The organism is Streptomyces sp. NPDC051576 (assembly GCF_040681835.1).
In the GTDB taxonomy this organism is placed as follows: domain Bacteria; phylum Actinomycetota; class Actinomycetes; order Streptomycetales; family Streptomycetaceae; genus Streptomyces.
Genome location: NZ_JBFAZO010000017.1, coordinates 35,020 through 61,633, shown reverse-complemented (window position 1 = coordinate 61,633; position 26,614 = coordinate 35,020). Strand labels below are relative to the sequence as shown.

The 26,614-nt window shown below is 70.4% G+C and carries 28 protein-coding genes and 2 pseudogenes; 11 read left to right on the top strand and 19 right to left on the bottom strand.

From position 1 onward, the window contains the following. Positions 1-12: 12 nt before the first annotated feature. The gene (gene mgrA / locus AB0M63_RS41390; RefSeq protein WP_366023007.1) at positions 13-1,005 is read right to left on the bottom strand and encodes an L-glyceraldehyde 3-phosphate reductase; all 993 of its coding nucleotides are present in this window, start codon (positions 1,003-1,005) and stop codon (positions 13-15) included. A 126-nt stretch (positions 1,006-1,131) separates the two neighbouring features. On the opposite strand from mgrA, the gene AB0M63_RS41385 reads away from it, so the two are divergent. Beyond that, positions 1,132-2,022, top strand: coding sequence for a LysR substrate-binding domain-containing protein (locus AB0M63_RS41385; protein ID WP_366023006.1), 891 nt, complete (start codon positions 1,132-1,134; stop codon positions 2,020-2,022). Positions 2,023-2,049: 27 nt separating this feature from the next. Then, positions 2,050-2,565, top strand: a complete 516-nt coding sequence (locus AB0M63_RS41380) for a DUF664 domain-containing protein (protein WP_366023005.1) — start codon at positions 2,050-2,052, stop codon at positions 2,563-2,565. On the opposite strand, the gene AB0M63_RS41375 is transcribed toward AB0M63_RS41380, so the two are convergent. The 4 genes from AB0M63_RS41375 to AB0M63_RS41360 form a co-directional block, all read right to left on the bottom strand. Next, on the bottom strand, positions 2,547-3,617 hold the full coding sequence (locus AB0M63_RS41375) for an adenosine deaminase (RefSeq protein ID WP_366023004.1): 1,071 nt from the start codon (positions 3,615-3,617) through the stop codon (positions 2,547-2,549). The genes AB0M63_RS41380 and AB0M63_RS41375 overlap by 19 nt on opposite strands. A gap of 39 nt (positions 3,618-3,656) precedes the next feature. Beyond that, on the bottom strand, positions 3,657-4,052 hold the full coding sequence (locus AB0M63_RS41370) for a VOC family protein (protein ID WP_366023003.1): 396 nt from the start codon (positions 4,050-4,052) through the stop codon (positions 3,657-3,659). Positions 4,053-4,284: 232 nt separating this feature from the next. Next, entirely contained in the window at positions 4,285-5,217 is a 933-nt protein-coding gene (locus AB0M63_RS41365) for a M48 family metalloprotease (protein WP_366023002.1), read from the bottom strand. Then, positions 5,214-5,585: a BlaI/MecI/CopY family transcriptional regulator gene (locus tag AB0M63_RS41360; RefSeq protein WP_355902558.1), complete on the bottom strand. Its 372-nt coding sequence runs from the start codon at positions 5,583-5,585 to the stop codon at positions 5,214-5,216. The genes AB0M63_RS41365 and AB0M63_RS41360 overlap by 4 nt, the downstream gene beginning before the upstream one ends. Positions 5,586-5,746: 161 nt before the next feature. Here AB0M63_RS41360 and AB0M63_RS41355 point away from each other — a divergent pair, with 161 nt between their 5' ends. Beyond that, on the top strand, positions 5,747-6,457 hold the full coding sequence (locus AB0M63_RS41355; RefSeq protein WP_366023001.1) for a dienelactone hydrolase family protein: 711 nt from the start codon (positions 5,747-5,749) through the stop codon (positions 6,455-6,457). 302 nt (positions 6,458-6,759) lie between these two features. Further along, a complete protein-coding gene (locus tag AB0M63_RS41350; protein WP_366023000.1) occupies positions 6,760-7,218 on the top strand; it encodes a pyridoxamine 5'-phosphate oxidase family protein in 459 nt (152 codons plus the stop codon). Positions 7,219-7,231: 13 nt separating this feature from the next. Here AB0M63_RS41350 and AB0M63_RS41345 read toward each other — a convergent pair whose 3' ends face one another. The 9 genes and pseudogenes from AB0M63_RS41345 to AB0M63_RS41305 form a co-directional block, all read right to left on the bottom strand. Further along, positions 7,232-8,137: an aldo/keto reductase gene (locus AB0M63_RS41345; RefSeq protein ID WP_366022999.1), complete on the bottom strand. Its 906-nt coding sequence runs from the start codon at positions 8,135-8,137 to the stop codon at positions 7,232-7,234. A 42-nt stretch (positions 8,138-8,179) separates the two neighbouring features. Beyond that, positions 8,180-9,544 (bottom strand): RICIN domain-containing protein, encoded by a 1,365-nt coding sequence (locus AB0M63_RS41340; protein ID WP_366022998.1) that lies wholly within the window; start codon positions 9,542-9,544, stop codon positions 8,180-8,182. A 127-nt stretch (positions 9,545-9,671) separates the two neighbouring features. Further along, positions 9,672-10,724, bottom strand: coding sequence for an NAD-dependent epimerase/dehydratase family protein (locus AB0M63_RS41335; RefSeq protein WP_366022997.1), 1,053 nt, complete (start codon positions 10,722-10,724; stop codon positions 9,672-9,674). 68 nt (positions 10,725-10,792) lie between these two features. Beyond that, positions 10,793-11,440: an SRPBCC family protein gene (locus AB0M63_RS41330; protein ID WP_366022996.1), complete on the bottom strand. Its 648-nt coding sequence runs from the start codon at positions 11,438-11,440 to the stop codon at positions 10,793-10,795. A gap of 10 nt (positions 11,441-11,450) precedes the next feature. Then, entirely contained in the window at positions 11,451-11,816 is a 366-nt protein-coding gene (locus AB0M63_RS41325; protein ID WP_355902571.1) for a metalloregulator ArsR/SmtB family transcription factor, read from the bottom strand. Positions 11,817-11,877: 61 nt separating this feature from the next. Continuing rightward, a pseudogene (locus AB0M63_RS41320) lies at positions 11,878-13,206 on the bottom strand (aldehyde dehydrogenase family protein); the annotation flags it as partial. A 106-nt stretch (positions 13,207-13,312) separates the two neighbouring features. Further along, complete coding sequence (locus AB0M63_RS41315; protein WP_366022995.1) at positions 13,313-14,509, bottom strand: RNA polymerase sigma factor; 1,197 nt, start codon at positions 14,507-14,509, stop codon at positions 13,313-13,315. Continuing rightward, entirely contained in the window at positions 14,509-14,874 is a 366-nt protein-coding gene (locus AB0M63_RS41310; protein WP_355902574.1) for a YciI family protein, read from the bottom strand. Before AB0M63_RS41310 ends, AB0M63_RS41315 begins: the two co-directional genes overlap by 1 nt. 85 nt (positions 14,875-14,959) lie before the next feature. Then, positions 14,960-15,424, bottom strand: a complete 465-nt coding sequence (locus AB0M63_RS41305) for a MarR family winged helix-turn-helix transcriptional regulator (protein ID WP_355902576.1) — start codon at positions 15,422-15,424, stop codon at positions 14,960-14,962. Positions 15,425-15,535: 111 nt separating this feature from the next. Here AB0M63_RS41305 and AB0M63_RS41300 point away from each other — a divergent pair, with 111 nt between their 5' ends. The 5 genes from AB0M63_RS41300 to AB0M63_RS41280 all read left to right on the top strand — a co-directional run bounded on the left by AB0M63_RS41300 (position 15,536) and on the right by AB0M63_RS41280 (position 20,286). After that, the gene (locus AB0M63_RS41300; RefSeq protein ID WP_366022994.1) at positions 15,536-16,570 is read left to right on the top strand and encodes a substrate-binding domain-containing protein; all 1,035 of its coding nucleotides are present in this window, start codon (positions 15,536-15,538) and stop codon (positions 16,568-16,570) included. Between the two features lie 212 nt (positions 16,571-16,782). After that, on the top strand, positions 16,783-18,480 hold the full coding sequence (locus AB0M63_RS41295; RefSeq protein ID WP_355902948.1) for a hypothetical protein: 1,698 nt from the start codon (positions 16,783-16,785) through the stop codon (positions 18,478-18,480). Positions 18,481-18,578: 98 nt separating this feature from the next. Beyond that, positions 18,579-19,613, top strand: a complete 1,035-nt coding sequence (locus AB0M63_RS41290) for an acyl-CoA dehydrogenase family protein (RefSeq protein ID WP_366022993.1) — start codon at positions 18,579-18,581, stop codon at positions 19,611-19,613. Positions 19,614-19,658: 45 nt separating this feature from the next. Further along, on the top strand, positions 19,659-20,000 hold the full coding sequence (locus AB0M63_RS41285; RefSeq protein ID WP_355902582.1) for a transposase: 342 nt from the start codon (positions 19,659-19,661) through the stop codon (positions 19,998-20,000). Then, the gene (locus tag AB0M63_RS41280; protein WP_355902584.1) at positions 19,981-20,286 is read left to right on the top strand and encodes a transposase; all 306 of its coding nucleotides are present in this window, start codon (positions 19,981-19,983) and stop codon (positions 20,284-20,286) included. Before AB0M63_RS41285 ends, AB0M63_RS41280 begins: the two co-directional genes overlap by 20 nt. Here AB0M63_RS41280 and AB0M63_RS41275 read toward each other — a convergent pair. Beyond that, positions 20,187-20,591 carry a hypothetical protein gene (locus AB0M63_RS41275; RefSeq protein ID WP_366023075.1) on the bottom strand — a complete coding sequence of 135 codons (405 nt, stop codon included), beginning with the start codon at positions 20,589-20,591 and terminating at the stop codon, positions 20,187-20,189. The genes AB0M63_RS41280 and AB0M63_RS41275 overlap by 100 nt on opposite strands. A gap of 217 nt (positions 20,592-20,808) precedes the next feature. On the opposite strand from AB0M63_RS41275, the gene AB0M63_RS41270 reads away from it, so the two are divergent. Further along, positions 20,809-22,272 carry a hypothetical protein gene (locus AB0M63_RS41270; protein ID WP_366022992.1) on the top strand — a complete coding sequence of 488 codons (1,464 nt, stop codon included), beginning with the start codon at positions 20,809-20,811 and terminating at the stop codon, positions 22,270-22,272. Between the two features lie 286 nt (positions 22,273-22,558). Here AB0M63_RS41270 and AB0M63_RS41265 read toward each other — a convergent pair whose 3' ends face one another. From AB0M63_RS41265 to ssuE, 4 genes are all read right to left on the bottom strand, one after another. Further along, positions 22,559-23,437 carry an oxidoreductase gene (locus AB0M63_RS41265; RefSeq protein WP_366022991.1) on the bottom strand — a complete coding sequence of 293 codons (879 nt, stop codon included), beginning with the start codon at positions 23,435-23,437 and terminating at the stop codon, positions 22,559-22,561. Between the two features lie 102 nt (positions 23,438-23,539). Further along, the gene (locus AB0M63_RS41260; protein ID WP_366022990.1) at positions 23,540-24,682 is read right to left on the bottom strand and encodes an LLM class flavin-dependent oxidoreductase; all 1,143 of its coding nucleotides are present in this window, start codon (positions 24,680-24,682) and stop codon (positions 23,540-23,542) included. Positions 24,683-24,716: 34 nt separating this feature from the next. Then, positions 24,717-25,937 (bottom strand): SfnB family sulfur acquisition oxidoreductase, encoded by a 1,221-nt coding sequence (locus tag AB0M63_RS41255; protein ID WP_355902592.1) that lies wholly within the window; start codon positions 25,935-25,937, stop codon positions 24,717-24,719. A gap of 5 nt (positions 25,938-25,942) precedes the next feature. Further along, positions 25,943-26,497 carry an NADPH-dependent FMN reductase gene (gene ssuE, locus AB0M63_RS41250; protein ID WP_355902594.1) on the bottom strand — a complete coding sequence of 185 codons (555 nt, stop codon included), beginning with the start codon at positions 26,495-26,497 and terminating at the stop codon, positions 25,943-25,945. Positions 26,498-26,532: 35 nt separating this feature from the next. Between ssuE and AB0M63_RS41245 the strand changes: the two are divergent. Continuing rightward, positions 26,533-26,614: pseudogene (locus tag AB0M63_RS41245) on the top strand (FMN reductase (NADPH)); the annotation flags it as partial.

The window sequence follows — 26,614 nt, the reverse complement described above, 5'->3', positions numbered from 1 at the left end:
CCGACTCCTGCGCTACGGCCTGACGATCGCGTCGATGCGGGCCAGCTCGTCGGCGTCGAAGTCCAGGTCGCGGGTGGCCGCGACACTGTCCTCGATCTGTTGCGGGCTGCTCGCGCCGACGAGCGCCGAGGTCACCCGGCCGCCGCGCAGCACCCATGCCAGGGCGAGCTGCGCGAGGGTCTGGCCGCGCCCCTTGGCGATCTCGTCGAGGGCGCGCAGCCGGCCCACGAGGTCCTCGGTGACGGCGTCGGAGTTCAGGAAGGGGCTGTCGCTCGCCGCCCGGGAACCCTCCGGGATGCCGTCCAGGTAGCGGGCGCTGAGCAGGCCCTGCTCCAGCGGGGAGAAGACGATGGAGCCGACCTGGAGTTCATCGAGGGCGTCGAGCAGGCCCTCGTCCTCGGGGCGGCGGTCCAGCATCGAGTAGCGCGGCTGGTGGATCAGGAGCGGGGTGCCGAGCTCGCCGAGGATGCGGGCGGCCTCCCGGGTCTGCTCCGCCGAGTAGTTGGAGATGCCGACGTAGAGCGCCTTGCCCTGCTGGACCGCCGAGTGCAGGGCGCCCATCGTCTCCTCCAGGGGAGTCTCCGGGTCGGGGCGGTGCGAGTAGAAGATGTCGACGTAGTCCAGGCCCATGCGGCTCAGGCTCTGGTCCAGCGAGGACAGCACGTACTTGCGCGAACCCCATTCGCCGTAGGGGCCGGGCCACATCAGATAGCCGGCCTTGGTGGAGATCACCAGCTCGTCGCGGTAGGACGCGAAGTCCGCCTTCAGCGCCTCGCCGAGGGCGGACTCGGCGGCGCCGGGCGGCGGGCCGTAGTTGTTGGCCAGGTCGAAGTGGGTGACGCCGAGATCGAAGGCGCGGCGCAGGATGGCGCGCTGGGTGTCGACCGGGCGGTCGGGCCCGAAGTTGTGCCACAGACCGAGCGAGATCGCGGGGAGCTTGAGACCGCTGCGTCCGGTGCGCCGGTAGGGCAGGTCCGCGTAGCGGTCGGGGTGTGCGGTGTACAACGCGACTCCAGAGGGGTTGGCACACGGGATACCGGTTCCAGGGAACCGCCACCCACTCTTTCGTGACCTGCGGGCAGTGGTCCAACAGAAGAATCCGATGGAATTCAGCGGTTACGCTTCTCAATCATGGAGCTGCGTCATCTTCAGCATTTCATCGCCGTCGCCGAGGACCACCACTTCACCCGGGCGGCGGAGCGGCTGATGGTGTCCCAGTCGGGCCTGTCGGCGTCGATCCGCGCCCTGGAGCGGGAGTTGCAGACCCCGCTGTTCGTGCGTACCACCCGCCGGGTCACGCTCACCGAGGCCGGCCGGGCGCTGCTCGGGGAGGCCGAGCGCATTCTGGCGCAGGTGCGCTCCGCTCACGAGGCGGTGGCCGCGGTGCAGGGTGTGCTGCGCGGCACCCTCTCCCTGGGCACCGAGCAGTGCATCGCCGGGGTGCATGTGGCGGGGCTGCTGGCCGCGTTCCGGCGCCGGCATCCCGATGTGGAGATCCGGCTGCGGCAGGCGGGTTCCGGGGCGCTGGCGGAGGAGGTCGCGGCCGGGCGGCTCGACCTGGCCTTCGCCTACCGCACCCAGGCGGACACCGACCAACTGCGCTCGGTGTCGCTCACCAGCGAGCCGATGACCGTGCTGTGCCATCCCAGCCACCGGCTCGCACAGAGCGGCGCGGCGGTCACTCCGGAGGACCTCGGCGGCGAGGTCTTCGTCGACTTCCACCCGGACTGGGCCTCACGGCGCACCACGGACGCGGCCTTCGCCGCGGCGGGCGTACGACGGACGGTCGCCCTGGAGGTCAACGACGTGCACAGCCTCCTCGACCTGGTCGACGAGAACCTCGGTGTCGCGGTGGTCCCCCGGCACTTCCGTCACAAGCGCGAGACCCTGACCGCGCTCTCCCTGAAGGGGCCCGGCGAGGAGGTCTACGAGACGGTGGCCCTGCTGCCGCCTCCGCAGGCGACCAGTCCGGCGGCCCGGGCCCTGATGACCCTCCTCGAAACGGGGACTCCGGCCGCGTGAACGACGGCGATGCGCGATGGTGGTCGTATGCATGCCAACGACATCCTCATTGACGGATTCGGCCGCGTCCAGGAAGAGGTCCACGCCACCCTCGACGGCCTGACACCCGACCAACTGCACGCCCGGCCGACCGCCGACGCCAACTCCATCGCCTGGCTGATCTGGCATCTCACCCGCGTCCAGGACGACCACGTCGGCGACGCCGCCGGCCTCGACCAGGTGTGGCTGACCCAGGGCTGGGAGAAGCGCTTCGGGCTCGACCTGCCGCCCCGGGACATCGGATACGGCCACACCTCGGCGAAGGTCGGCAAGGTGCGGGTCGAGTCGGCCGGGCAGTTGACCGGGTACTACGACGCCGTGCACGAGCAGACGCTGGCGTATCTGCGCGGACTGGCCCCGGAGGACTACGAGCGGATCGTGGACGAACGCTGGGACCCGCCGGTCACTCTGGGAGTACGGCTGGTCAGCGTCCTGTCCGACGATCTTGAGCACGTCGGACAGGCCGCGTATGTGCGGGGGCTGCTTCAGAGCGCGGAGGCGTAGCCCGGCAGGACGACGTCCTCGATGAGGGCCTTGCGCTCGTCGTAGGGGATGAAGGCGCTCTTGAGGGCGTTCACCGTGACCGTGCGCAGGTCCTCGACCGTCCAGCCCGCCTCCTCGACCAGCAGGGACATCTCGCGCGTCATCGTCGTACCGGACACCAGCCGGTTGTCGGTGTTGAGGGTGACGCGGAAGCCGAGGTCCTTCAGGGCGGTGATCGGGTGCTCGGCGATCGAAGTGGCCGCGCCCGTCTGGAGGTTGGAGGTCGGGCACATCTCCAGGGCGATGCGGCGGTCGCGGACCCAGCCCGCGAGACGGCCGAGCTTGCCCTCGACGATGTCCTCGGTGATACGGACGCCGTGGCCAATGCGCTGGGCGCCGCACACCTGGAGGGCCTGGTGGATGCTGGGCAGGCCGTAGGCCTCGCCGGCGTGGATGGTGAACGGGACGCTCTCGCGGCGCAGGTGCTCGAAGGCGGCGAGGTGGTCGGCGGCCGGGAAGCCGTCCTCGGCTCCGGCGATGTCGAAGCCGACGACGCCGGCGTCCCGGAAGGCCACCGCGAGGTCGGCGGCCTCGGCGACGCGGTCGAACATTCGCATCCCGCACAGCAGCGTCCGCACCTGGACCGGCGTTCCGGCGGCAGCGGCCTTGGCCATACCGGCCGCGAGACCCTCCTGGACGGTCTCGACGACCTCTGCCAGGGCGAGGCCGCCGCCGGTGTTCAGCTCGGGGGCGTAGCGCACCTCGCCGTAGACGACGCCGTCGGCGGCGAGGTCGAGGACGTACTCCTCGGCGGTGCGCAGCAGGCCCTCGCGGTTCTGCATCACGGCGAGGGTGTGCTCGAAGGTGGCGATGTAGCGCACCAGGTCACCGGAGTTGGCGGCGTCGAAGTACCACGCGGCCAACTCGTCCGGGTCGGTGGTGGGCAGCGTGTGACCGACCGTCTCCGCGAGCTCCACCACGGTGGCGGGGCGCAGGCCGCCGTCGAGGTGGTCGTGCAGCACGGCCTTGGGGAGCCGGCGGAGAAGGTCGGTGTCTATGCGCGTAGAAGTCATGTGCGGTGGTTCCTCGGCGGTTCGGGTGAGCGGGTTCGGTCAGGCTGCGGGCTGGAGCAGGTCCCAGCGGTTTCCGTACAGGTCCTGGAAGACGGCGACCGAGCCGTACGACTCGTGGCGCGGCTCCTCCAGGAAGGTCACGCCCGCGGCGGTCATCCGGGCGTGGTCGCGGGCGAAGTCGTCGGTGTGCAGGAAGAACCCGACCCGGCCGCCCGTCTGGTCACCGACCCGGCCACGCTGGTCCTCGCCCTTGGCGCGGGCGAGCAGCAGCCCGGTGCCGGTGTCGTCCGTGCCGGGCGGGGCCACGACGACCCAGCGGGAGCCGTCGGGGCGGGGCGTGTCCTCGACGAGGCGGAAGCCGAGGGCTTCGGTGTAGAAGCGGATCGCGTCGTCGTAGTCGTCGACGACGAGGGTGACCAGGGCGATACGGCTCATCGGGGGTTCTCCGCGCGGGTTCCGTTCGGGGGGATTGACGGGTGAGGTTATACGTAAAACGTCGTGGGCGCCAGTCCGATTCGGTGAGGGTGGTACCGGGGGACTTCGAGGGCCTTGGAGGGGTGCGCACCGGAGGGCCGATGGGAACGCGGGAGGCCGACCAGCGGACGCCACGGGTTGCACCGGCACCCGCGGACGACCCGCGAAGCCACGCGCCCCGCCGAACCGCCCCTCACCTCGCTTCCTCGCCCTGCGCCACCTCCACCCGGTGGTGGACGTCGATCATCTCGGTGGCCGAGGCGGCGGCGGAGAGCGTGACGCAGGCGACGAGCAGGGCGGCGAGTCCGCAGGCGGCGGTGCGGTGAGCGGGGCGCGGGTTCGCGAGGAGGGCCTTGACCCGGTGCGGGACGGGGCCGGTCGTGGCGCCGGGGACGAAGTCCGGGCGCCCGGAGCGGGCCGACTGTCCGGCGAGTGCCGCGCGGGCGATGGCACGGGCGAGCAGACGCCGGTCGCCGACGGCGGTGGCCGCGGCCTCGTCGGCGGCGCGTTCGGCGGCGAGCCGGATCGTGTCGCGGACCGGGCGGAGGGCGGGGTGGCAGCGGGCCGCGAGTTCGGCGGCGAGCAGGAAGTGGTGGTGGCCGCCCGCGTTGTGCGCCCTCTCGTGCGCGAACAGGGCCTCGCGCTCGGCGGCGTCGAGGCTGCGCAGCATCCCGGCGGTGACGACGATGCGGTGCGGCCGCCCGGGCAGGGCGTACGCGTCCGGGTGCGGGGAGTCGACCACACAGAGGTCCCCCGCGACGGGCCCTCGCCCGGCCTCCGTGCGGGCGGCGCGGAAGGCGCGGGACTGGCGCAGCGCCCAGCGGACCAGCGACCAGGCGCACACGGCGAGCGCGCCGGCGGACAGCACGGCCGCCGGGACGACCAGACCGTCGGCGGAGGTGCGCAACGGGTGGACGAGTTCACCGAGCGCGGCGAACAACGGCACCCTCAGCAGCCCTGGCAGGACGAACGCGCCGAGCGCGGCGAGGGAGCAGCAGGCCGCGACCACCGCGGAGCCGGTGAGCAGCCACAGCGCGGTGCCCGGCGCGAGCCGCTCCAGTGCGCGCCGGGCCACTGGCCGCAGCGCGAACGGCAGCACGAGCGGGAGCAGCAGGAGGGCGGTCATTGCTCGCCGGATTCGAGGAGGACACGCAGGACACGCTCGTCGTCCGGGCTGAGCTGGGCGACGAAACGGGCGAGGACCGTCTCCCGGTCGCCGTCCCGGTCGAGTTCGGTGTGCATACGGCGGGCGGTGAGCCCCTGCGCGTCCTGCACCGGGAAATAGGCGTAGCCGCGGCCCCGGCGCCTTCGGTCGACGACACCCTTGCCGTGCAGCCGGGTCAGGATCGTCGTCACCGTGGTGCGGGCCAGATCCGCACCGAGGCTGAGCTGCACCTCCCCGGGGGTCTGCGGGTCACCGGCGGCCCAGAGGGCGGCCATGACGGTGGCCTCCAGCTCACCCGCCGGTCGGCGTTCGTCCTTCGCGTCGGCCATGGGAACGATCCTCACCCCGTCCTCGTCCACCGTTCAGTGGATCGTCTACAGAATTGTAGTCACCCGCGTGCCGTGCCGTCACCGCATCCGTGCGCCCGTCCCGGGAGCCCATTATGGAAGGGACGATCCCATCGAGCACTGCCGTACAGGAGTTGAGCGCCTTGTCCTCCGAGCTGCCGAAGTCGACCGGAGCCCCGGCCCGTCAGAACGTCACCTTTCCCAGCGCCGGGGGCACCGCCCACGGATACCTGGCGCTGCCGCCGTCCGGGCGCGGCCCTGGCGTGATCGTCATCCAGGAGTGGTGGGGCCTGACCGACCACATCGCCGACGTGGCCGACCGGCTCGCCCGTGAGGGCTTCGTCGCGTTCGCCCCCGACCTCTACGGCGGGAACGTGGCACACGACAGCGAGGAGGCCCTGCGGATGATGCGGGCCCTCCCCGTCGCCACCGGTGTCGAACTGCTCTCCGGCGCGGTCGGCCATCTGCTGTCCCTGCCCGAGGTCACCTCGGACACGGTCGGCGCGGTCGGCTTCTGCATGGGCGGCGGCTTCGTCCTGTACCTCGCGGCGGCCGACCCGCGGGTGAGCGCGGCGGTGCCCTTCTACGGCGTGATCCAGGGCGAGCTGCCCGACTTCTCCCGCCTCAAGGCACAAATCCTCGGTCACTACGGCGAGTTGGACGAGAGCATCCCCCCGAAGAGCCTCGACGCCCTGCGCGAGACCATCGAGCGCCAGGCCGGCATCACCGCGGACCTGCGCCTCTACCCGGCCGGCCACGCCTTCTTCAACGACGGCCGCCCGTCCTACGACGCCGACTCCGCCACCCGCGCCTGGGCGAGCACGGTGCCGTTCCTGCACGAGCAACTGGGCTGACACCAGGGCACCCTAGGGCCGGGTCCCGTTGTCACCATCTCCCCCGGAGGACGGGCCCGGCGGCTTCGGACGCGTGCTCCGGGGTCCCCGGGCCAGAGGCCGAAGGTGTGCCGTGCCCGGGCCCGCGCACCGGACGTAGTCGAGTCCGGGCCCGGTCCGGCGGGTGGGTACACCTCGCACGCCCTTGGTACGCGGGGGAACATTCACGGCCCGGCCGGACGACGGGAAGGTGCCGACAGGGCCTGAAGTCCTACGCCCCTGGCCCGAGGCGCCACGCGAGCCCCGCCGGTAGCGTCCCCGGCATGAAGATCACCGTGCCGCCCCGCGGCCCCGAGGAACGCAGGCGTGACGTACTGGCCCGGCTGGAGCGGGAGTCGGACATCTGGGTGGCCTCGGCGGACGCCGACGGGCTGCCCTGTCTGGTGCCGCTGTGGTTCGTCTGGGACGGACGGGCCGTCTGGCTGTCCACCCGGCCCACCAACCCCACGGGCCGCAATCTCGCCGACGGGCGGCGGACCCGGCTCGCGTTCGCGGACACCCGGGACGTCGTGCTCATCGACGGCGAGGCGACGGCCTTCACCGCCGAGGTCGTCCCGGCCGTCGCGGTCGAGGCGTTGCGCACAAAGTACGGCTGGGATCCCCGCGAGGACCGCGCGCCCTACTCCTTCTTCCGGGTAAGGCCGCTCGCCGTCCAGGCGTGGCACGAGCAACACGAACTGTCCGGGCGCCACCTGATGCGGGACGGCACCTGGCTGGCGTGAGCCCCGTTCTCGCTCAACCGGCCTTCCTGTGCAGCTCGTTGAGGCGATCGAGCTCGTCCTCGGCGAGCCGGATCGCGCCCGTGGCCACGTTCTCGACGAGGTGGTCGGGGTTGCCCGTGCCGGGGATGGCGAGGACGTGCGGTCCCTGGGCGAGGGACCAGGCGAGGCGGATCTGCGCCGGGGTCACGCCATGGGCGTCCGCGATGGCCAGTACCTCGTCGTCGTGGGCGGTGGTGGCGCCCTTGGCCCCGCCATCGCCGGCGATGGCGAAGAACGGCACGAAGGCGATGCCCTGTTCGCCGCAGATCCGCAGCATGTCTTCGGTCTCGGGTCGGGAGGAGTCGAGCCCGAACCGATTCTGCACACTCACCACGGGGGCGATCGCCTGCGCCTCGGCGAGGTGCCGCGGCTCGACGTCGGAGAGCGCGAGATGCCGGACCAGGCCCTCCTCCTGGAGGTCCGCGAGCGCGCCGAAGTGCTCGGCGATCGAGTCCTGCCCCATCCGGCGCAGATAGACCACGTCCATGTGGTCGCGCCCGAGCTGGCGCAGGTTCTCCTCGACATGGCCGCGCAGGTCGTCGGGGCGGGCCGAAGTGCCCCACTCCCCCGAGTAGGTGCGGAAGGGGCCGACCTTCGCGGCGATCACGAGGTCGTCCGGGTAGGGGGCGAGCGCGGTGTTGATGAGTTCGTTCGCGGAGCGCAGCGACGAGAAATAGAAGGCGGCCGTGTCGATGTGGTTCACACCCAGCTCGATGGCCTTGCGCAGCACGGCGATCGAGCGGTCGCGGTCGCTCGGCGCCCCGAGATTGAAGGCGGCGCTGCCCGTCAGCCGCATCGCGCCGAAGCCGACGCGGTTGACGGTCAGGTCGCCGAGTTTCCAGGTGCCCGCGGCGGCCGCGGTGATCTTCTCCGAAGTCATCAGCGGAGTTTCGCACACGCCCACCGCTCGGCCGCCATCGCTTTACGGATACGTGTACGTGTTCAGGGAGTTGACGGCGGAGGCCGGGTCGCCGAGGTCGTAGCGGTCCACGGCGAGGAAGTTGGGCTTCTTGCGGGCGGCCGGCTGGCAGAACCGCTGGGCCCGGTCGAGGACCTTGGTGTTGTCGGTCTGTGCGGTGCCGGCGATGGTGGCGTCCCGGAAGTGGTTCATGACGAACAGCGGGCGGAAGCCCGAATAGGTCTGGGTGAGCGGGACGTTGAGGTCGCTGCCGTACCAGCGGCTGTAGCAGGACCAGTCGGAGGAGCTCGCGCCGGAGCCCATGGACCAGTAGTTCTCGACGGTCCACTCGCGCTGGTACATCACGCCGAAGCTGTCCCGGGTCAGTCCGGCGGACTCGTCGGAGGCGCGGCTGTGGTCGGTGAAGATCAGCAGCCGGTGGTTGGCCGCGATCAGGTCCGCCATCTTCGGCCAGCCGTTCTGCTTCACCCCGGTCTGGTCGGGGCGGTAGAGGACGTCGTACAGGCCGTTGACGCGGGCGAGTTCACTCTGCAGGACGCCCGGGTCGACGTAGTCCTCCAGGAAGACGGTGACGAACTGGTCGGGGTGGGCCTTGAGGAAGTCCACCATGCGCTGGAGGTCGACGTTGAGGGCGACGGGCTTGCTGACCAGGGTGCAACTGTCGTGGCAGAGGATCGCGCCGTCGGAGGTCTGGTGGATGTCGAGCATGAACCCCCGTACTCCGTCGGAGAGTTGCTGGTTGATACCCCGGGACTGGTTGGGGAAGAAGTTCACGAAGGGCGGGGCGAAGCCGCCGTCGACGCCGTTGGCGTAGGCGTTGTGCGCGGTGAGGAACGTGACCTGGTCCAGGGTGCGTTGGTCCTGTGCCGGGATCGGGCTGGTGGGCGAGGTGACCGGGGTGAGGTACCAGGAGGCGAGGCCGCCGGACGTACCGATGGCCAACTGTGCCGGGTAGTTGGCGCCGGAGGGCTTGGCGCCCACGGTCAAGTAGCTTGTCGTGCCCGGGACTTGGAGCGTGTACTGGTCGCCGCCGGTCGGCGTGATCTGCCAGGCCGCGTCGGCACTCGTGCAGGCGACGGTCCGGGCCTGGCCGCCCGAGCGGCCCAGGCAGCTTCCGGCCGCGTCGGTGCTCTCCAGGACGTACGAGGATCCGCTCGTCCGGAGGTTCCACTGCTGGTGGTCCTCGTTGCCCTTGGGGTTGTGCTGCTCCACCGCTCCCCCGTTGTCGGCCGCGTTGAGCCCGGTCGTGGCGCTCTGGACGTAGTAGGTGCCCGGCGAGGGGGCCGCGTCGGCGGCGCCGGCCGGTGGGGCGGCGATCGCCGCGGCCAGCGCGGCGGTGATGGCGAGCAGGGCGTGGGGGGTTCGCATGAGTGCCCTTCGGTCGAGTGTGGTCAGGCTCATGACACCGAAAAGGTGATCGGGCCACACCCAAGCGCCTTTGGTCTGAACCAGTCAAGAGCCATGACCGGTCGTCGCGGTTAACAGCCGAGGACGGTCATCGCGTCGCCCTCAACTGCCGCCAGGCCAGGTAGTGATCGAGGAGTGTCTCCTCCAACGGCCGGTAGACGATGCCCAGTTCCTCCACGCTCCGCCGGTTGTCGACCGTGAACCTGATCCCGAGGTGCTTGCGGATGTAGTCCTGGGTGAGCCCGAACGCGGGCCCCAGGATGCGCACCGGCCAGTGCGGCAGGCCGTGGCGGGGCAGGCGGTAGTTGCGCGGGAAGCGCCGGCGCAGGGTTCGTGACATGTCGAGGAAGGACGCCATGCGGGTCGCGGCGACGATGTACCGGCCGTGCGCGTCGGGGAGTTCGGCCGCCGCGATGTGCGCGTCCGCGACGTCCCGGACGTCGGCGACGGTGAAGCTGAAGTCGGGTGCCCCGTAGAAGAAGTAGCCCTTGAACAGCTCGTCGAGGAGGAACAGGCTGCCGGAGTCGGAGGCCGGGGTGAGTGAAGGGCCCAGGATCAGGCCGGGGTTGACGGCGACCATGGTCCAGCGGTCCTGCGCCTGTGCCGCGTCCCAGGCGGCGCGCTCGGCGACCGTCTTGGCGTAGTGGTACGGGTTGTTCTCGACCGTGCTGGTGGTGTTGACGTACTCCTCGGTGAGGATCTCGTCCTTCATGGCCCGTACGTCGGCGTAGTCCCCGAAGATCGCGCCGACCGTGGAGGTGAACACCAACTTCTCGACGGTGGGCGTGCGTTGGATGGCGGCGAGGATGTTCCGGGTGCCGGTGAGCGCGGGTTCGACGACGTCCCTGTGACCGTCCTTGATCTTCTCCGGCATCAGGAACGGCGAGGCGACGTGGAACACGACCCGGCAGCCGTCCATCGCCGCGTCGAAGGAGCCCGCCGCCAGCAGATCCGCCTCGAACAGCTCCAGCGCGCCCGGGAATTGGTCCCGCAGGGCCCGCAGCGGCGCGACCTTCGCCTCGTTGCCGAGGGACCGCACGGTGGTGTGCACGCGGTAGCCGCGCTCCAGCAGTCGCCGGACCAGATGGCTGCCGACGAATCCGCTGCCGCCGGTCACCAACACCGTCTCGCCGTCGTTCATCCCTGGCTCCGATCACCCGTGCCGTCCAGCGCGCACGCTACAACGGTGATCGGCTCCAGGTCTGCGGTTCAGTCGGTGCGTTCTTCGGCATCGGCCCCCGTGTAGGCCGCGGTCGTCCGGTCGGCGGCGGCGCGGGCCACCGTCTCTTCCTCGCCGCTCGCGACGTTCGCCGCGAACCAGGCCTCGCTGCTCTCGGTGACGAAGCGGCGGCCCTCCTCGGACATCAGCCAGGCCATGGCGTCCTCGGGCTTCACGGAGTCGCCGCCCGAGAGATGACCGCCGAGCCCGAGCAGGATCGAGTCCCAGCCGACGCCGACCGCGCCCGGTCCGAACTCGGCCCATTTCTGGTCGTCGACATGGGAGATGTGGTCCAGCTCGAAGCGCGTTCCGTCGCCCTCCGGTGTCAACCGCAGTTCGATCCAACTGACTTCGCCGCCGAACTCCCAGGTCGCGAAGAAGCTCTTGGGCGGGTCGCAGCGCTCGACCGTGCCGCCCGCGTTGCCCTGCACCTGGTAGCGCCCGCCCAGCCGCAGCTCACCGGTGACCGGCAGGAACCAGCGCGGGATGCGGTCGGGGTCGGTGCAGGCGTCCCAGACGTCCTCGGGCGGTGAGTCGTAGGACTGGCCGATGGTGACCACGCGGGCCTCGCCGGCCTTGAAGTCGCGCCGGCCGACCCGGCGGCTCACGGAGTTGATCTGATGAGTCACGTCGATCATGGGGTGCACCTCAACTCGTCGGAGAATCGGGGGTGTCGTCGGCCTCACGGAGCCGGCGCTCACGCTTGCCCCGAGCCAATTCGGTGGCCAGGGCGTCCAGATGCGGGGTCCAGAAGCGACGGAAGCGGTCGAGCCAGGCGTCGATGTCCCGCAGCGGCTCGGAGTCGACCGCGTACAGGCGCCGGGTGCCGTCCGGCCGTACCGTCGCGAATCCGTTCTCCCGCAGCACCTTCAGATGCTGTGAGACCGCGGGCTGCGATATCCCGAACTCCCGCCGGACGACATCACTGACCGTTCCGGCGGGCTGCTCGCCCTCGGCGAGCAGTTCCAGGATGCGGCGGCGCACGGGGTCCCCGAGCACATCGAATGCGTGCATGGACAGAAAAGTATCACCGGCCACTTATATAAGCGACCGGTGATGCATGCCCTTCGTCGGCTCAGTTCAGCGGCTTCTCCAGCAGCGCCTTGCGGTGGCTGAACGTCTCGATCGAGTAGCGGCCGTGATAGTTGCCCATGCCGCTCTCCCCCACGCCGCCGAACGGCAGGTCGGAGACGGTGAGATGGGCGAGCGGGAGGCCGTAGCCGACGGCGCCCGAGGAGGTCTCGGCGGCGATCCGGGCCCGGGTGCCGTCGGAGTCCGTGAAGACGTACAGGGCGAGGGGCTTGTCGCGGTCGTTGATGAAGTCGATCGCCGCGTCGAGGCCGGGGACGGTGACGATCGGCAGGATCGGGCCGAAGATCTCCTCCGCCATGACGGGCGCCTTCGGGTCCACGTCGGCGAGCACGGTCGGCGCGATGTACTTGTCCGCACGGTCGCTGCGTCCACCGACGACGACCCGGCCGGAGTCGAGCAGTCCGGCGAGCCGGTCGAAGTGACGTTCGTTGACGATACGGCCGTACTCGCCGGAGGTCTGCGGGTCGGCGCCGTAGACCTTCTCGACCGCGCTCGCCAGCAGGGGTTCGAGCGCGGCGGCGGTCTCCGGGTCGGTCAGCACATAGTCGGGGGCCACACAGGTCTGGCCGGCGTTGAGGAACTTGCCGCGCGCCAACCGGTCGGCGACGACCGCGAGATCGGCGTCCCGGTCGACGAACGCCGGTGACTTGCCGCCGAGTTCGAGGGCGACGGGGGTCAAGTGCTCGGCCGCGGCGCGCAGAACGATACGGCCGACGGCGCCGTTGCCGGTGTAGAAGATGTGGTCGAAGTGCTCGGCGAGCAGGGCCGTGGTCTCCGGGACACCGCCCTCGACGACGGCGACCGCGTCGGTGTCGAGATAGGCGGGCAGCAGCCGGGCGATGGCGGCGGAGGTGGCCGGGGCCATCTCGCTGGGCTTGACGACGACCGCGTCACCGGAGGCCAGGGCACCGACGACCGGGGTCAACAGGAGCTGGAGCGGATAGTTCCAGGGAGCGATCACCAGGACGACACCCAGCGGGTCGTACTGCGTCCAGGCCGTGGCGTCGACGCCGAGGTGGGCCGGCACGGGGGCGGACTCGGGGCTCAGCCACTCGTCGAGGTGGTCGAGGGTGTGGTCGATCTCGCGGATCGTGAAGCCGATCTCGGTGCGCTGGGATTCGGCGGCGCTCTTGCCCAGGTCGGCGTGGAGGGCGGCGGCGAGGTCGTCGCCGTGTTCCGTGAGCAGGTCGCGCAGGCGGCGCAGTTGGGCGGTGCGCCAGGCGACGGGCTTGGTGCGGCCGGTGCGGAAGGTGGCGCGCAGCCGGGCCACGATGTCGGCGGGCTGCTCGGGGCTGGACTGGTTCACGGTGCCTCGCTGGTGGTGCGTGGGGAATCTCGACGGTCAGGTGTATATACCAACCATTGATGGGCCGGAATAAATTCCGGCGCCGAGAAGGTCGCTCTCCGCACCGAGGCTGTCACACGCGGACGAGTTCCTCGCGGCGGCGTTCGAGGTAGCCGCGCTCCGCCGCACTCGCCGTCCGGGCGATGGCCGCCTCGTACGCCCGCACGGCCTCGGTGCCACGCCCCAGGCGGCGCAGCAGGTCGGCACGGACCGCGTGCAGGACGTGGTAGTCGTCGAGGGCCAGCTCGTCCACGAGGGCGAGGGCCTGCCCCGGGCCGTCCACCTCGGCGACCGCGACGGCCCGGTTGAGGGCGACGACCGGGCTCGGGGCGAGGGCCATGAGCTGGTCGTAGAGCTGGAGGATCTGTCGCCAGTCGGTCGCGTCGGCGGTCGGCGCGTCGCTGTGCACGGCGTTGATCGCGGCCTGGATCTGGTACGGCCCGGGGTTGTTCCGCCGCAGACACCGCCGGACGAGTGACTGGCCGTCGGCGATGAGCTCGCCGTCCCAGCGGGCGCGGTCCTGTTCGGGCAGCGGCACCAGCTCACCGTTCGGGCCCTCCCGGGCGGCCCGGCGCGACTCGACGAGCAGCATCAGCGCGAGCAGGCCGGTCACCTCGGGCTCATCGGGCATGAGCTCGGACAGAAGACGGCCGAGGCGCAGGGCTTCGGCGCACAGTTCGGGCGAGTCCGTATACCCCTCGTTGAAGATCAGGTAGACGACGGCCAGGACGCCCTTGAGGCGGTCGGGGAGATCGGCGTCGCGGGGCACCCGGTACGGGATCCTCGCGTCGCGGATCTTGGCCTTGGCGCGGACCAGGCGCTGGGCCATCGTCGGCTCCGGTACCAGGAAGGCGCGGGCGATCCGGGCGGTGGTGAGCCCGCCGAGCAGCCGCAGCGTGAGCGCGACCTGCGCCTGGGTGGCGAGCGCGGGGTGGCAGCAGGTGAAGATCAGGCGGAGCCGGTCGTCGCGCACGGGTCCCTCCTCGGCGGGCGCGTCGGACGCGTACAGCAGGGCGGCCTCGCCGTGCCGGGCCTCCCGCGAGGACTCGCGGCGCAGCCGGTCGATCGCGCGGTTGCGTGCGGTGGTGATGATCCATCCGGCCGGGCTCGGCGGCACACCGGTCTCCGGCCACTTCTGTACGGCCGTGGTGAACGCGTCCTGGACCGCTTCCTCGGCGAGGTCGATGTCGCCGAGGAAGCGGACCAGGACGGAGACCGCGCGCCCGTACTCGGCACGGAAGACGGCCTCGACGTCGGTGGTGAACGACATCAGCCCTCGGACGCGTTCACGAAGGGGCGCACCTCGATGGGCAGGGTGGTGGCCCAGGTGGCCCGCCTGCCCCATTCCAGGGCCGCGTCCAGGTCTGCCGCCTTGATCAGGCAGATCCCGCCCAGGTACTCCTTGCCCTCGGCGTACGGGCCGTCGGTGATCAGTACGTCACCGTCCTTGCCGTCCTTGGGGCGCAGCACGGTGGCCGTCTCCGGGCCGTGCAGCCCGCCGGCGAAGACCCAGGCACCGGCGGCCTGGAGTTCGCCGTGGAAGATCTCCAGCCTGCGGCCGATCTCCGCCATCTCCTCGGGCGAGGGCATCTGTCCGTCGGTCGGTGTGATCACGCTGAGCAGGTAGTGCTGCATGACGTCCTCCAGGGGCATCGGGGATTCGCGGTGGGGTTCTTTCACCTCCTACACGAATGCCGTGCCCCCGGATCGACACCGCGCCTCAGGAAACCGGCAGGACTTTCTCCGTGGGTTCGTCCGCGGGTTCCTGGTCGAGGACCGCCGTGAGCCGGGCGAGCAGTCGTACGAGGTCGCCGTGGTCGTCGATCGCGTCGAGGAGCCGGGTCTGGTCGGCGAGGAGGCGGTGCGCGGCGCTCTGGTGGAGGGTGCGGCCGCGGGCGGTGAGATGGAGCAGGACCCGGCGGCGGTCGGCCCGGTCGGGGCGGCGGTGGACCAGGTTGTCGGCGACCATCCGGTCCACCAGCTTGGTCAGGCTCGGGGCGGGCATGAGGACCTGGTCGGCGATCTCGGTCATCGGGTGCCCCTTGCCGTCCGCGATGATCGACAGGACGCGCCACCGCTCGACCGAGCAGTCCTCCCCGGCCAGTACGGCGGCCATGCGCCGGCCCAGGCGCCGCTCGGCGTGCGCGAGCAGGTGGGCGAGGCCCGGCGACGGTACGGACGACATTGCCGCTGTCCTTCCGGTAGGTCTACTGTGCGGTTCAGATTACGAGCCTCAGCGAGGGTGCCGGGGCCGGGACGGACATCCGTGCCCTCACACCCTCACGGAGGTGCTCCGGTGCATCCCCTGCCGCCCGGGCGGATCAGCGGTCCGACCAGGACTCTGGTCGTGGCGCTGGTCGTACCCCTGCGGGGACCGGCGGGCGTCTTCGGCCCGTCCTGCGAACTGGCCGCGCAACTCGCCGTGGAGGAACTCAACGCCGCCGGCGGGGTGTTGGGCCGCGAGGTCCGCCTGGTCGTGGTGGACGGCGGCGCGCCGGCGGAGCAGGTGGCGGCCGAGGTCGAGGCCCTGGTGTCGATGCGCGCGGTGGACGCGGTGGTGGGCTGGCACACCTCGGCGGTCCGCAAGGCGCTGGTGCCGCGCATCGCGGGCCGGGTGCCGTACGTCTACACCGCACAGTACGAGGGCGGCGAGCGCACCCCCGGAGTGTTCCTGACCGGCGAGACCGGCGCGCGCCGCTGGTGCACGGTGGGCAACGACTATGTGTGGCCGCGCGTCACCGCGCGGGCCGCGCGCCGCTACGCGCGGGAGTGCGGGGGCCGGGTGCGGGGCGAGGTGTTCGTGCCGCTGGAGACGTACGAATTCGGGCCGGTGCTGCGGCGGATCGAGCGGTGCGAGGCGGACGCCGTGCTGATGCTCCTGGTCGGGGACGACGCGGCACGCTTCAACCGGGCGTTCGCCGCGCACGGGTTGCACCAGCGGTGTCTGCGGCTGAGCACGCACATGGACGAGAACATCCTGCTGGCCACCGGCGCGGAGGCCACCGAGGGACTGTGGGCGGCGGCGGGCTACTTCGAGACCCTCGCCACGGCCGAAAGCCTTGATTTCAGCGGGCGTTACGCGGCCCGGTTCGGCGTGGAGGCACCCGTCGTGGGCAGCCTCGGCGAGTCGTGCTTCGAGGGCGTACGGCTGCTGGCGGCACTGGCCGAGCAGGCACGGTCGCTCGATGTGGGCGCCATGTGCGCGCTGGGCGGCACCGTTTCGTACGAGGGCCCGAGAGGCGTACTGCGGCTGCACGGCAATCACCTCCGCCAACGGCTGTACCTGGCGCGGGCGGACGCCTTCGACTTCGACATCGTCGCCCAACTCTGACCTCCCCCACCTGCTCCGATCGAGACTACCTTCCTCCAGGAATAGTTTCCACAGGAAGCATTGATTAAATCTACGCGCGTCGCCAAAAGAATTTTGAAAACTCCTCCATTTAAAGTCCGCGAAACGGCCGGGAAACAATTCGGCGTGACTCTTCCGTCCAACTCCCCCGGGCTGTCCGGGAGATGACCACACCCGTGGAAGAGGGAAGCGTCGTGACGGAGATCGTCGACAAAGAGGCGCCTGCAACGGCCGCCGGACGGACCTACAACGACTGGGCGCAGAACGACACGCTGGAGGACTACTCGCTGCGCTACGCGCCGAAGTCCTTCCGGCGCTGGACGCCCTACGTGGTGGCCACCACCGCCCTGGGCGGCATCGCCTACCTCGCCGACTTCGCCATCGGCGGCTCGATCGCCATCTCGAACGGCTTCTCCAGCGCCATGGTGGCGATCCTCGCGGCGGCGGTGACGATCTTCCTCACCGGCATCCCGATCTCGTACTACTCGGCCAAGTACTCCATCGACATGGACCTGTTGACCCGGGGCGCGGGCTTCGGCTACCTCGGCTCGACGCTCACGTCGGTCATCTACGCCAGCTTCACCTTCATCTTCTTCGCCCTCGAAGGCTCGATCATGGCGCAGGCCCTGGACCTGGGCCTCCATATCCCGCTGGCCGTCGGCTACTTGATCTGCTCGCTGATCATCCTGCCGTTGGTGATCTACGGCATGACCGCGCTCTCCAAGATGCAGGTGTGGACCCAGCCGGTGTGGCTGGTGCTGATGGTCGCGCCGTTCGTGTCCATCGCGATCCAGGAGCCCGGCAAGTTCTCGCAGTTCACCCACTTCGCGGGCAACTCCCCCACCGGTTCCAGCATCAGCATGCTCGGTGTCGGTGCGGGCGCCGGTGTGGCGCTGTCGCTGATCGCGCAGATCGGTGAGCAGGTCGACTACCTGCGCTTCATGCCCGACAAGACCCCGCAGAACGCCAAGAAGTGGTGGGGCGCGGTGCTTTCGGCGGGCCCGGGCTGGGTGGTCCTCGGCGCGGCGAAGCAGATGGGCGGCGCGTTCCTGGCCTTCTACATCGCGGGCAGCGTGGGTCTGGCCAAGGCCAACGAGCCCATCCAGCAGTACGTGTCCGGCTTCAAGACCTTCGCCGCCCCGGTCGCGTTGGGCCTGGCCACGTTCTTCGTGATCCTGTCCCAGGTGAAGATCAACTCGACGAACGCGTACTCGGGTTCGCTGTCCTGGTCGAACTTCTTCTCCCGCCTGACCCACCGTCACCCGGGGCGCGTGGTCTACATCTTCCTCAACGTCGGTATCGCCCTGGCCCTGATGGAGGGCGGCGTCTTCGGCTTCCTCAACACGGTCCTCGGCTTCTACTCCAACGTGGCCATCGCCTGGATCGGCGCGGTCGTCGCCGACCTGGTCATCAACAAGCCGCTGGGCCTGAGCCCTTCGTACATCGAGTTCAAGCGCGCCCACCTGTACAACTTCAACCCGGTCGGCTTCGGCTCGATGCTCATCGCCTCGGCCGTCTCGATCGCCGCGTACTTCGAGGCGTTCGGCGACTACGGCAAGGCGTACTCCCCCTTCATCGCCCTGTTCCTGGCGATGGTCCTCTCGCCCCTGTTCGCGGTCCTCACGAAGGGCAAGTACTACATCGCCCGCCTCGACGACCTAGACGAGCCGCTCCTCGGCCCCGACGGCCTCCCCTCGGCCGTGGAACTGACCTGCACGGTCTGCACGACGGCCTTCGAACGCCCCGACGTGGCCAACTGCCCCTTCCACGCGGGCGCGATCTGCTCCCTGTGCTGCAGCCTGGAGAAGGACTGCCACGACTCCTGCAAGAGCGGACCGGGGGCGACGGGTCCGGTGGACCTCGCGATGCCCGCCGTACGCTCGGCGGACTGATCACTCCGCTACTCCCCCATGTCGGCCCGTGTCCCGCGACACGGGCCGACATGGCGTGGCGCGTGTGGTCGGCGCGGCCGGTCGGGAGAATCACCCGCATGACCTCCCCTTCTCTCGTCACCCGCGCCCGCCGACTCGCGGACGACCTCCTCGCCCCGCACGCCGAACAGGTCGACCAGGAGGGCGTCCCGGCGAGCCATATCGAGGCGATCAAGCGGTCCGGCCTGCTGGGCGTGAGCGCACCCGTGGCCTACGGCGGCTCGGCCGCGCCCGGTGCGGTGGCACGGGAGACGGCGGAGATCCTGGCCGGGGCGTGCTGCTCGACCTGGTTCGTGCAGACCCAGCACCACACGCCGGTCATGACCTTGGCCAAGAGTGAACTGCCGGTGCGGGAGCGGCTGCTGGGCCCGCTCTCGCGAGGCGAGCTGATGTCGGGAGTGGCCTACGCGCACCTGCGCGCGTATCCCCGGATCCCGGTCCGGGTGACGCGGGAGCGGGGTGGCCGGCGGTTCGACGGGACGGTGCCCTGGTACACGGGCTGGGGCCTGAACGACGTGATGCTGCTCGCGGGGGTGACGGACGCGGACGAGGCGTTGTTCGCGTTCACTGAGGCACGGGAGCAGGACGGGATGCGGGCGTCCGAGCCGATGCGGCTGGCGGCCCTCACCGCGTCCCGGACGGTGTCACTGGAGTTGGACGGGCTGTGGCTGCCCGAGGAGGCCGTGGTCCTGCGCGCACCGTACGAGGAGTGGGCGGCGACCGACCGCCCGAAACCGACGAACGCGTCACCGGCGGTCTTCGGAGTCGCGCAGGCGGCACTGAGCCTGCTGGACGACGACACCTCCGGTCAGCTGCGCACCCGCCTCGACGAGGTACGGCGGCAGGCCTACACCCTGGCCGAACACCCCGTACCGCATGAGTACTTGGCGGAACGGCTGGCGCTCAGGACACAGGCGTACGAGGTGTTGATGGCAGCGACCACGGCAGCGGTGGTGGCCGGAGGCGGCAGATCCCTGTCGCTGACGAGCAGGGCCCAACGCCTCGCGCGGGAGGCCCTGTTCCTCCTGGTCCAGGGCCAGACGACGGAGTCGAGGAGGGCTCATCTGACCGCACTGTCCGGTGGTCTCGCCTAGGGCGTGCATCGAAAGTGGATCTTTGACATGAGGTGATCTTGATTCGTGGTGCGTGGAGATCCGACGGACGGGGAGTGGGCGGTACTGGAGCCGCTGTTGCCCAGAACCAAGAAGCCCGGCCGACCACCGATATGGACCGGGCGGCAGCTGATCGACGGCGTACGGTTTCGGGTCCGCACCGGTGTCCCCTGGCGGGACATACCTGTCGAGTACGGGCCATGGGGCCGGGTGTACGACCTCTTCCGCCGACGGCAGCGCGACGGCACCTGGCAGCGGATCTTCACGGAGCTGCAGGCCCGGGCCGCCGCCGAGGGCCTGATCACCTGGGACCTCAACGTCGATTCCACCATCGTCCGCGCCCACCAGCATGCTGCATCTGGCTGTTGAGCAGCGGCAAAGGCCGCTGTCGATCGTCATCACGGCGGGGCAGCGCGGCGACTCCCCGCAGTTCGAGCCCGTCCTGGACAAGGTCCGCGTGTCCCGCATCGGGCCCGGACGACCGCGCACCCGGCCCAATCGAGTGCGCGCCGACAAGGCGTATGCCTCCCGGAAGAACCGCGCCTACCTGCGAGGTCAGGTCAGGCTGCGGCGGGCTGCAGCGAGAAACTCCGCCTTGAACGGCTCCAGGCGCTCGGCCAGGCTCCCCTCGTCACGCTCCTGCCAGACCGCTTGATTAAGAGCGCGGGCGTAGGCGGTCGTCGGTGAGTGCAGGCCTGGGGCACACAGCAACTCGATGCTCTTCTCGGCTATTCGAAGACCGTCCATCGCCGGCCTGGCCGTCACATACCAGTCATCACCGACGTCCCATTGTGGTGGCCGCGCATGCGCAACGCCCTCAGCCGCCAGCGCGCACCGGATGAACTCCAGCACGGTCCTGATCTGCTCGGCACGCCGCTCCTCCGACCGCGCCGCAGCCCGCTTTTGTTCGTCAGCGCGGTCAGCTGCCTGCTGCGTCGTGCGCTGGGTCAGATACGTCAACGCCCCACCTACAGCCACACCGGCCATCGAAATCACTGGGGTCCACAGATCTCCTGCCACGGCCGACTACTACCAGCACCTGCCCATCGACCGCTGCCAATCTTGCGAGACAGGCTTGTATGCCCAGATACCGAGTCGCTCCAACCCACTTCCGATGCAGGCCCTAGAGGGCCTGGCGGCGGCATGGGCGTCGCTGAATCGCTGGCATAGTGCCCGCATGCCCCGACGAATACGGTTCACCAGACGCCCGGCCCCTCTGGTGGCCGTCCTCGCCGCCGTCCTCGGCCTGCTCTCGACGCCTGCCGCGGCCGACGGGTCCGACAAGGTCGCCTTGCGGCTTGAGGCTCCGGCGGCTTTCCTGATGTACCACGCCGACGAAGGCGCCGAGGCCGCGAACAGTGACTTCGTCGTCCCCGTGGCCGTCGTGCGCAGCGACGGCGGCCCCGCCCACAACGTCAGGGTGGTCGTGGACACGGCGGGCCTGAGGGGCGTGGCCACGGCGGGCAAGGGCGGTTACGGCAACTGCACCGGCAAGAACCGCGTGTTCACCTGCGAGTACGGCGATGTGCAGAACGGCGACGGGGAGGCCAACGCGCCCTTCACCCTGCACGGCGTGGACGGAGTCGAGCCGGGCGACAGCGGGACAGTGACGTACACCGTCACCGCCGACAACGCGGCCCCCGTCACCGGCACCACCCGCATGACGGTGGGCGGCCCCACGCTGCACACACCCGGGAAGACGAAGACGGTGCGGGGAGTGGCTCCGGGAGCCTCCGTGCCGCTGACCCCACAGTTCGCCAACCGCACCCGGTTCACCGCCGAGCGGGGCGTCGCCCTGAAGGTCAACGCGGGGGACGGGCTACGGCTGAAGTCGCGCCCCGAGAACTGCTGGTTCGACTCCGACGCCACCGTGGCGTGGTGCAGGTTCAACTTCAGGGCCGCACCGCACACCGCGTACGCCACCAGCTCCCCGATCACGTACACGGCCGGACCCGGAGAGCTGGGGGGCTCGCTTTCCTACACCTGGTCGTCAGAGCCCGAGCGCCCCGACGACCTCACCGTGCGCGGCACGGACGCCTTGCTGACCCTGAGAGAGCTGACCGGAGCTGCCGCCCGCGAACTCACGGGCGCCACCGGCAGCGTGAGCGTCGAGACCACCGTGCAGGCCGACTATGAGCCGGTGACGGCGACCGTCCGCGGCCGGGTCGGTGACACGGTGAGAGTACGGCTCGGACTGCGCGACCTCGGACCCGGGCGGCTGGAGTCCGGCGAGTCGATGGGCGGCTTCGAGGTGGTCCCGCCCGAGGGGACCACGGTCACCTCCATTCCGTACGTCTTCGAGGGCGACGGCAGCGAGTGGGCGTGCGCGCGGCCCAAGAGGCGCGGTGGGCCGTACGTCTGCGACATCGGCTCCGACGACTTCTACGAGGTGAGGCACGAGGGGGGTACGACCGCCATCGCGTTCCACATCCGCATCGACCGACAGGTCCCCGGCGCACAGGGCACCATCCGCACGTACAACCCGTACGACCGCACCCCCGGCAACGACACCGCGGCCATCCCGCTGGACGCGTCCCCCGCGCCGCTGTACCGGCGTCACCTGGTCCCCCTCCTCGTGGGGGTGGCCATGCTGGCCATAGCTTTGGCGGTGGTCATGTACCGACGACGGCGCGGCGTCTAAAGGTTGATGACCAGGAGGTTCGTGCCGGCGAAGGTGCGTGGCCGGGGATGTTCGGGCGTCAGGGGCAGCGGTATGACTGAAACTCAAGGCGCAGCCAGACCGGACTGGCTTGCGTCTCACTCCGACCTCTCGTAGCCCAGGGCCTCGGCCCACCAAGTCACCATTCTCTGCCGATCGGAGCAGTCGATCGGCAGCCGCACTGTCATCTCCATGCTCGGAGCATCCCAGGCAGGTCTGACAGACGATCCCTTTCGCAACAGGCCCCAGGAGGGGCGCGGGGTCATCCTCAAGCCGGCCCGCTGCCGCCGATCGTGTCGAGTCGGGCGACCGCGTCGGCGGGCAGGACCAGGTCGGTGGCCGCGATGTTCTCGCGGAGGTGGGCCGGGGACGAGGTGCCCGGGATCAGGGCGATGGCGGGAGAGCGCTGGAGCAGCCAGGCGAGGGCGACCTGCTGTGGTGTGGCGTCGAGCCGGGCGGCGACGTCGGCGAGGGCGCGCGACTGGATCGGGTTGAAGCCGCCGAGGGGGAAGTACGGGGCGTAGGCGATGTTCTCGGCGGCGCAACGGTCCACGAGCGCCTCGTCGTGCCGGTCGGCGAGGTTGTAGAGGTTCTGCACGGTGACGACCGGAGCGATGGTCTGCGCTTCGGTGAGCTGGGTGTCGCTTGCGCCGCTGAGCCCGAGATGGCGGATCAGGCCCTGCCGGCGCAGGTCGGCCAGCGCGCCGAACGGCTCGGCGATGGAGTCGTCGCTGGGGCCGTCGAAGGAGGGGATGCGCAGGTTGACGACGTCCAGCGCGTCGAGGCCGAGGTGCTGGAGGTTCTCTCGGACCTGGGATGCGAGGTCGGCGGGGCGCTGTGCAATGGTCCAGGCGCCAGTCTCGTCACGTCGGGCCCCGACCTTCGTGACGATGTGCAGGCCGGCCGGGTAGGGGTGCAGGGCCTCTTTGATGAGCTCGTTGACGACGAAGGGACCGTAGAAGTCGCTGGTGTCGATATGGGTGATGCCCAGCTCGACCGCCTCGCGCAGCACGGCCAGCGCCTGGGCGCGGTCCTTGGGAGGACCGAACACCCCGGGGCCGGCCAACTGCATGGCGCCGAAGCCCATCCGGCTCAGGGTGAGGTCGTCGGCCAGGGTCAGGGGACCGCCTGGAGTCACGGTGATCATGTCGTGCCTTTCGTTGACGTGCAGATCTCGGGGGCTGGTTGTCGGGACCCGGACTTTGAGTACAGTCCACTGTACCTAAATAGCCACCGGCTGCCACAGACATCAACTTGCGAACGGCACCTGCGCCGAAGACCCCTTCCGCTCCCCGACCGGGTGCCTCCAGACCCCCTCCGCTGCCAGCCGAGGAAGCACCCCTTCCCCGAACCAGTACGCCTCCTCCAGATGCGGATATCCGCTCAGCACGAACTCCTCGATCCCCAGCGCCGCGTACTCCTTGATCCGCTCGGCGACCTCCTCGTGGCTGCCGACCAACGCCGTCCCCGCACCGCCGCGGACCAGCCCGATCCCTGCCCACAGGTTGGGGTGGATCTCCAGCCCGTCCCGGCTCCCGCCGTGCAGCGCCAGCATCCGCCGCTGCCCCTCGGACTCGCTCCGGGCAAGCCCCGCCTGTACGGACTTCACGGTCTCGGAGTCGAACCCTTCGAGCAGCCGGTTCGCCTCGGCCCAGGCCTCCGCGGACGTGTCCCGCGTGATCACATGCAGCCTGATACCGAACCGCAGCGACCGTCCCTCCTTCGCCGCCAGCCCTCTGATCCAGGCAATCTTCTCCGCGACCTGGGCCGGCGGCTCACCCCAAGTGAGGTACACGTCCACATACTTGGCGGCGATCTCTCCGGCAACGGGCGACGAGCCCCCGAAGTACACCTCGGGCACCGGCTCGGGCAGCCGCGCCAGTTTCGCGTCCTCGACGCGCAGGTGCTCGCCGGTCAGATCGACGGTCTTGCCGTCCCACAACTGCCGGACGACGTCCAGGAATTCGCCGGTACGGCGGTAGCGGTCGTCCTTGTCGAGGAAGTCGCCGTAGGCCCGCTGCTCGTGGCTCTCGCCGCCGGTGACGACGTTCAGGAGCAGTCGTCCGCCGGTCTGTCGCTGGAACGTGGACGCCATCTGCGCGGCGAGCGTCGGGGACACGAAGCCGGGCCGGAAGGCGACCAGGAACTTCAGCCGTTCGGTGTGCCGGCTGACCATCGCCGTGGTCAGCCACGCGTCCTCGCACCAGGCGCCCGTGGGGGTGAGAGCGCCCTCGAAACCGAGGTCCTCAGCCGCGCGGGCGATCTGGCTGAGGTAGGCGACCGTCGGCGGCCGGTCCCGTCCGGAGGCGGTGGCGGGGGTGCCGTGACCGCCGCCGACGACATGGCGGCTGTCCCCGTTGGTGGGGAGGAACCAGTGGAAGGTGAGGGACATGTGGGTCTCCGATCCGGACTGTCCTGAGGGTGGGTCAGAGGAGGCCGTGGCGGGGTGGCCTGGTGCCGTTGAGCACATATCTGCCGATGTGCTGGATCTTCCAGCGCGCCGGGTCGTGCAGCGTGTGGGTGCGGGCGTCGCGCCAATGCCGGTGCAGGTTCAGTGAGTTGAGGGCCGAGCGCGTTCCCGACACCTCGAACAGGGCGCCCGCCACCTCGACGGCCGTCTGCGCCGCGTGCACCTTTGCCGCCGCCACCGCGACGGAGGCCTCCGCCGCCGAGTCGTCGTTCAGGGCCGCGCGCGCCGCGTCGACGGCTGCCGCCGCCTGGATCAGCAGGGCCTCGGACGCCCTTACCTGGAGGGCGAGTTCGCCGAACCGCTGGATCAGCAGCGGGTCCTCGGCGGCGGTCTCCACCCCGCTCTCGAACCAGGGGCGGCTCTTCGTCCGTACGAACTCGGCGGCCTCGGCCAGCGCTCCGCCGGCGATCCCGGTGTCGATGGCCGCGTGCAGCAACTGGGCTACAGCGCCGTGGAGTTGGGGGCCCTCGAAGGTGAGGTGATGCGGCAGGACCCGGTCCGCCGGGACGGCGACCGCCTCCAGGCGGACGGTGCCGCTGGCCGTCGTACGCTGTCCCATTCCGTCCCAGTCGTCGACGATCGTGACGCCCTCGGCGTCGCTCGGGACGTACGCGACGTGCAGGTTGTCGTGCTCGGCGCGGGCGAGGACGGGGATCCAGTCGGCGAAGAGGGCGCCGGTGGAGTAGTGCTTGACGCCGGTCAGTTCGTACGAGCCGTCGGGCCGAGGGGTCAGCCGGGTGCGGATGTCCTGGACGTGTTGGGTGCCGGCCTCCGACTGGGCGTTGCCGAAGCGGCGGCCGGCGAGCAGTTCGGCGAAGAAGAACTTCCGCTGATCCGGGGTGCCCTGACGGCGGATCACATTGACGTAGGCGAAGTGGCTCTGCGGGATCTGGGCGAGACTGCCGTCGGCCGAGCCGAGCAGGCGGAAGATCTCGGCGAGGGTCCGGGCGCTGACATCGGCGCCACCGTGTTCGACGGGCACGGTGACGGCGAGCAGTCCGGATGCGGAGAGCCGGTCCAACTCGGCGCGCGGAAGCCTGCGTTCGGTGTCGCGGGCCGAGGCTGTGGCCCGGAACTCGTCGGCCAGCGCGGCGGCGAGGACGAGGGCCTCGGCGTCGTCGGCGATCACATGGGCGGGCTCGTGGCCGGGCTCGTGGGTGGTCCCGTGGTCGGTCATGGTGGTCAGCCCGCCGCCGCCAGGAGGGGGGTGCGGCCGAGGGCCGTCGAGAACTGGTCCAGCACCTGGGTGAGGGCTTCGGCGGTGCCCGGGGCGACGGTGAGCGAGCCGTCCTCGTGGGCGGTGATGTCCTTGTCGAGGGTGAACCAGCCCTGGACTATATGGGCCGCACCCATGGAGTTCAGCACCGGGCGGAGCGCGTAGTCGATGGCCAGCACATGTGCGGTGGACCCACCGGTGGCGAGGGGCAGCACGGTCTTGCCGGTGAGGGCGTACTGCGGGAGCAGGTCGAGCAGCGCCTTCAGGACTCCGGAGTAGGAGGCCTTGTAGACGGGCGTGCCGACGACCACTCCGTCGGCACGGGCGAACAACTCGGTCGCCTCGACGATGGCAGGGTGCCGGAAGTCCGCGCCGAGCAGGGCCTCTGCGGGGATGGTCCGCACGTCGAGCGGGATCACCTCGTGGCCCTGGGCGATCAGCCGCTTGTCCAGGTGGCGCAGGAGGCGGTTGGTGCGGGAGGAGACGGAGGGGCTGCCGGAGACGGACAGGACGGTGGCCATGGGTCCTCTTTCGGGGATGCCTCCTCTTTCGAGGAGGTGGGGTGCCCGCACATGTGCGGGCCATCGACTACGCGCTCCGCCCGGTGCTGAACTCCATGGGTGCGGCCCATATAGTCC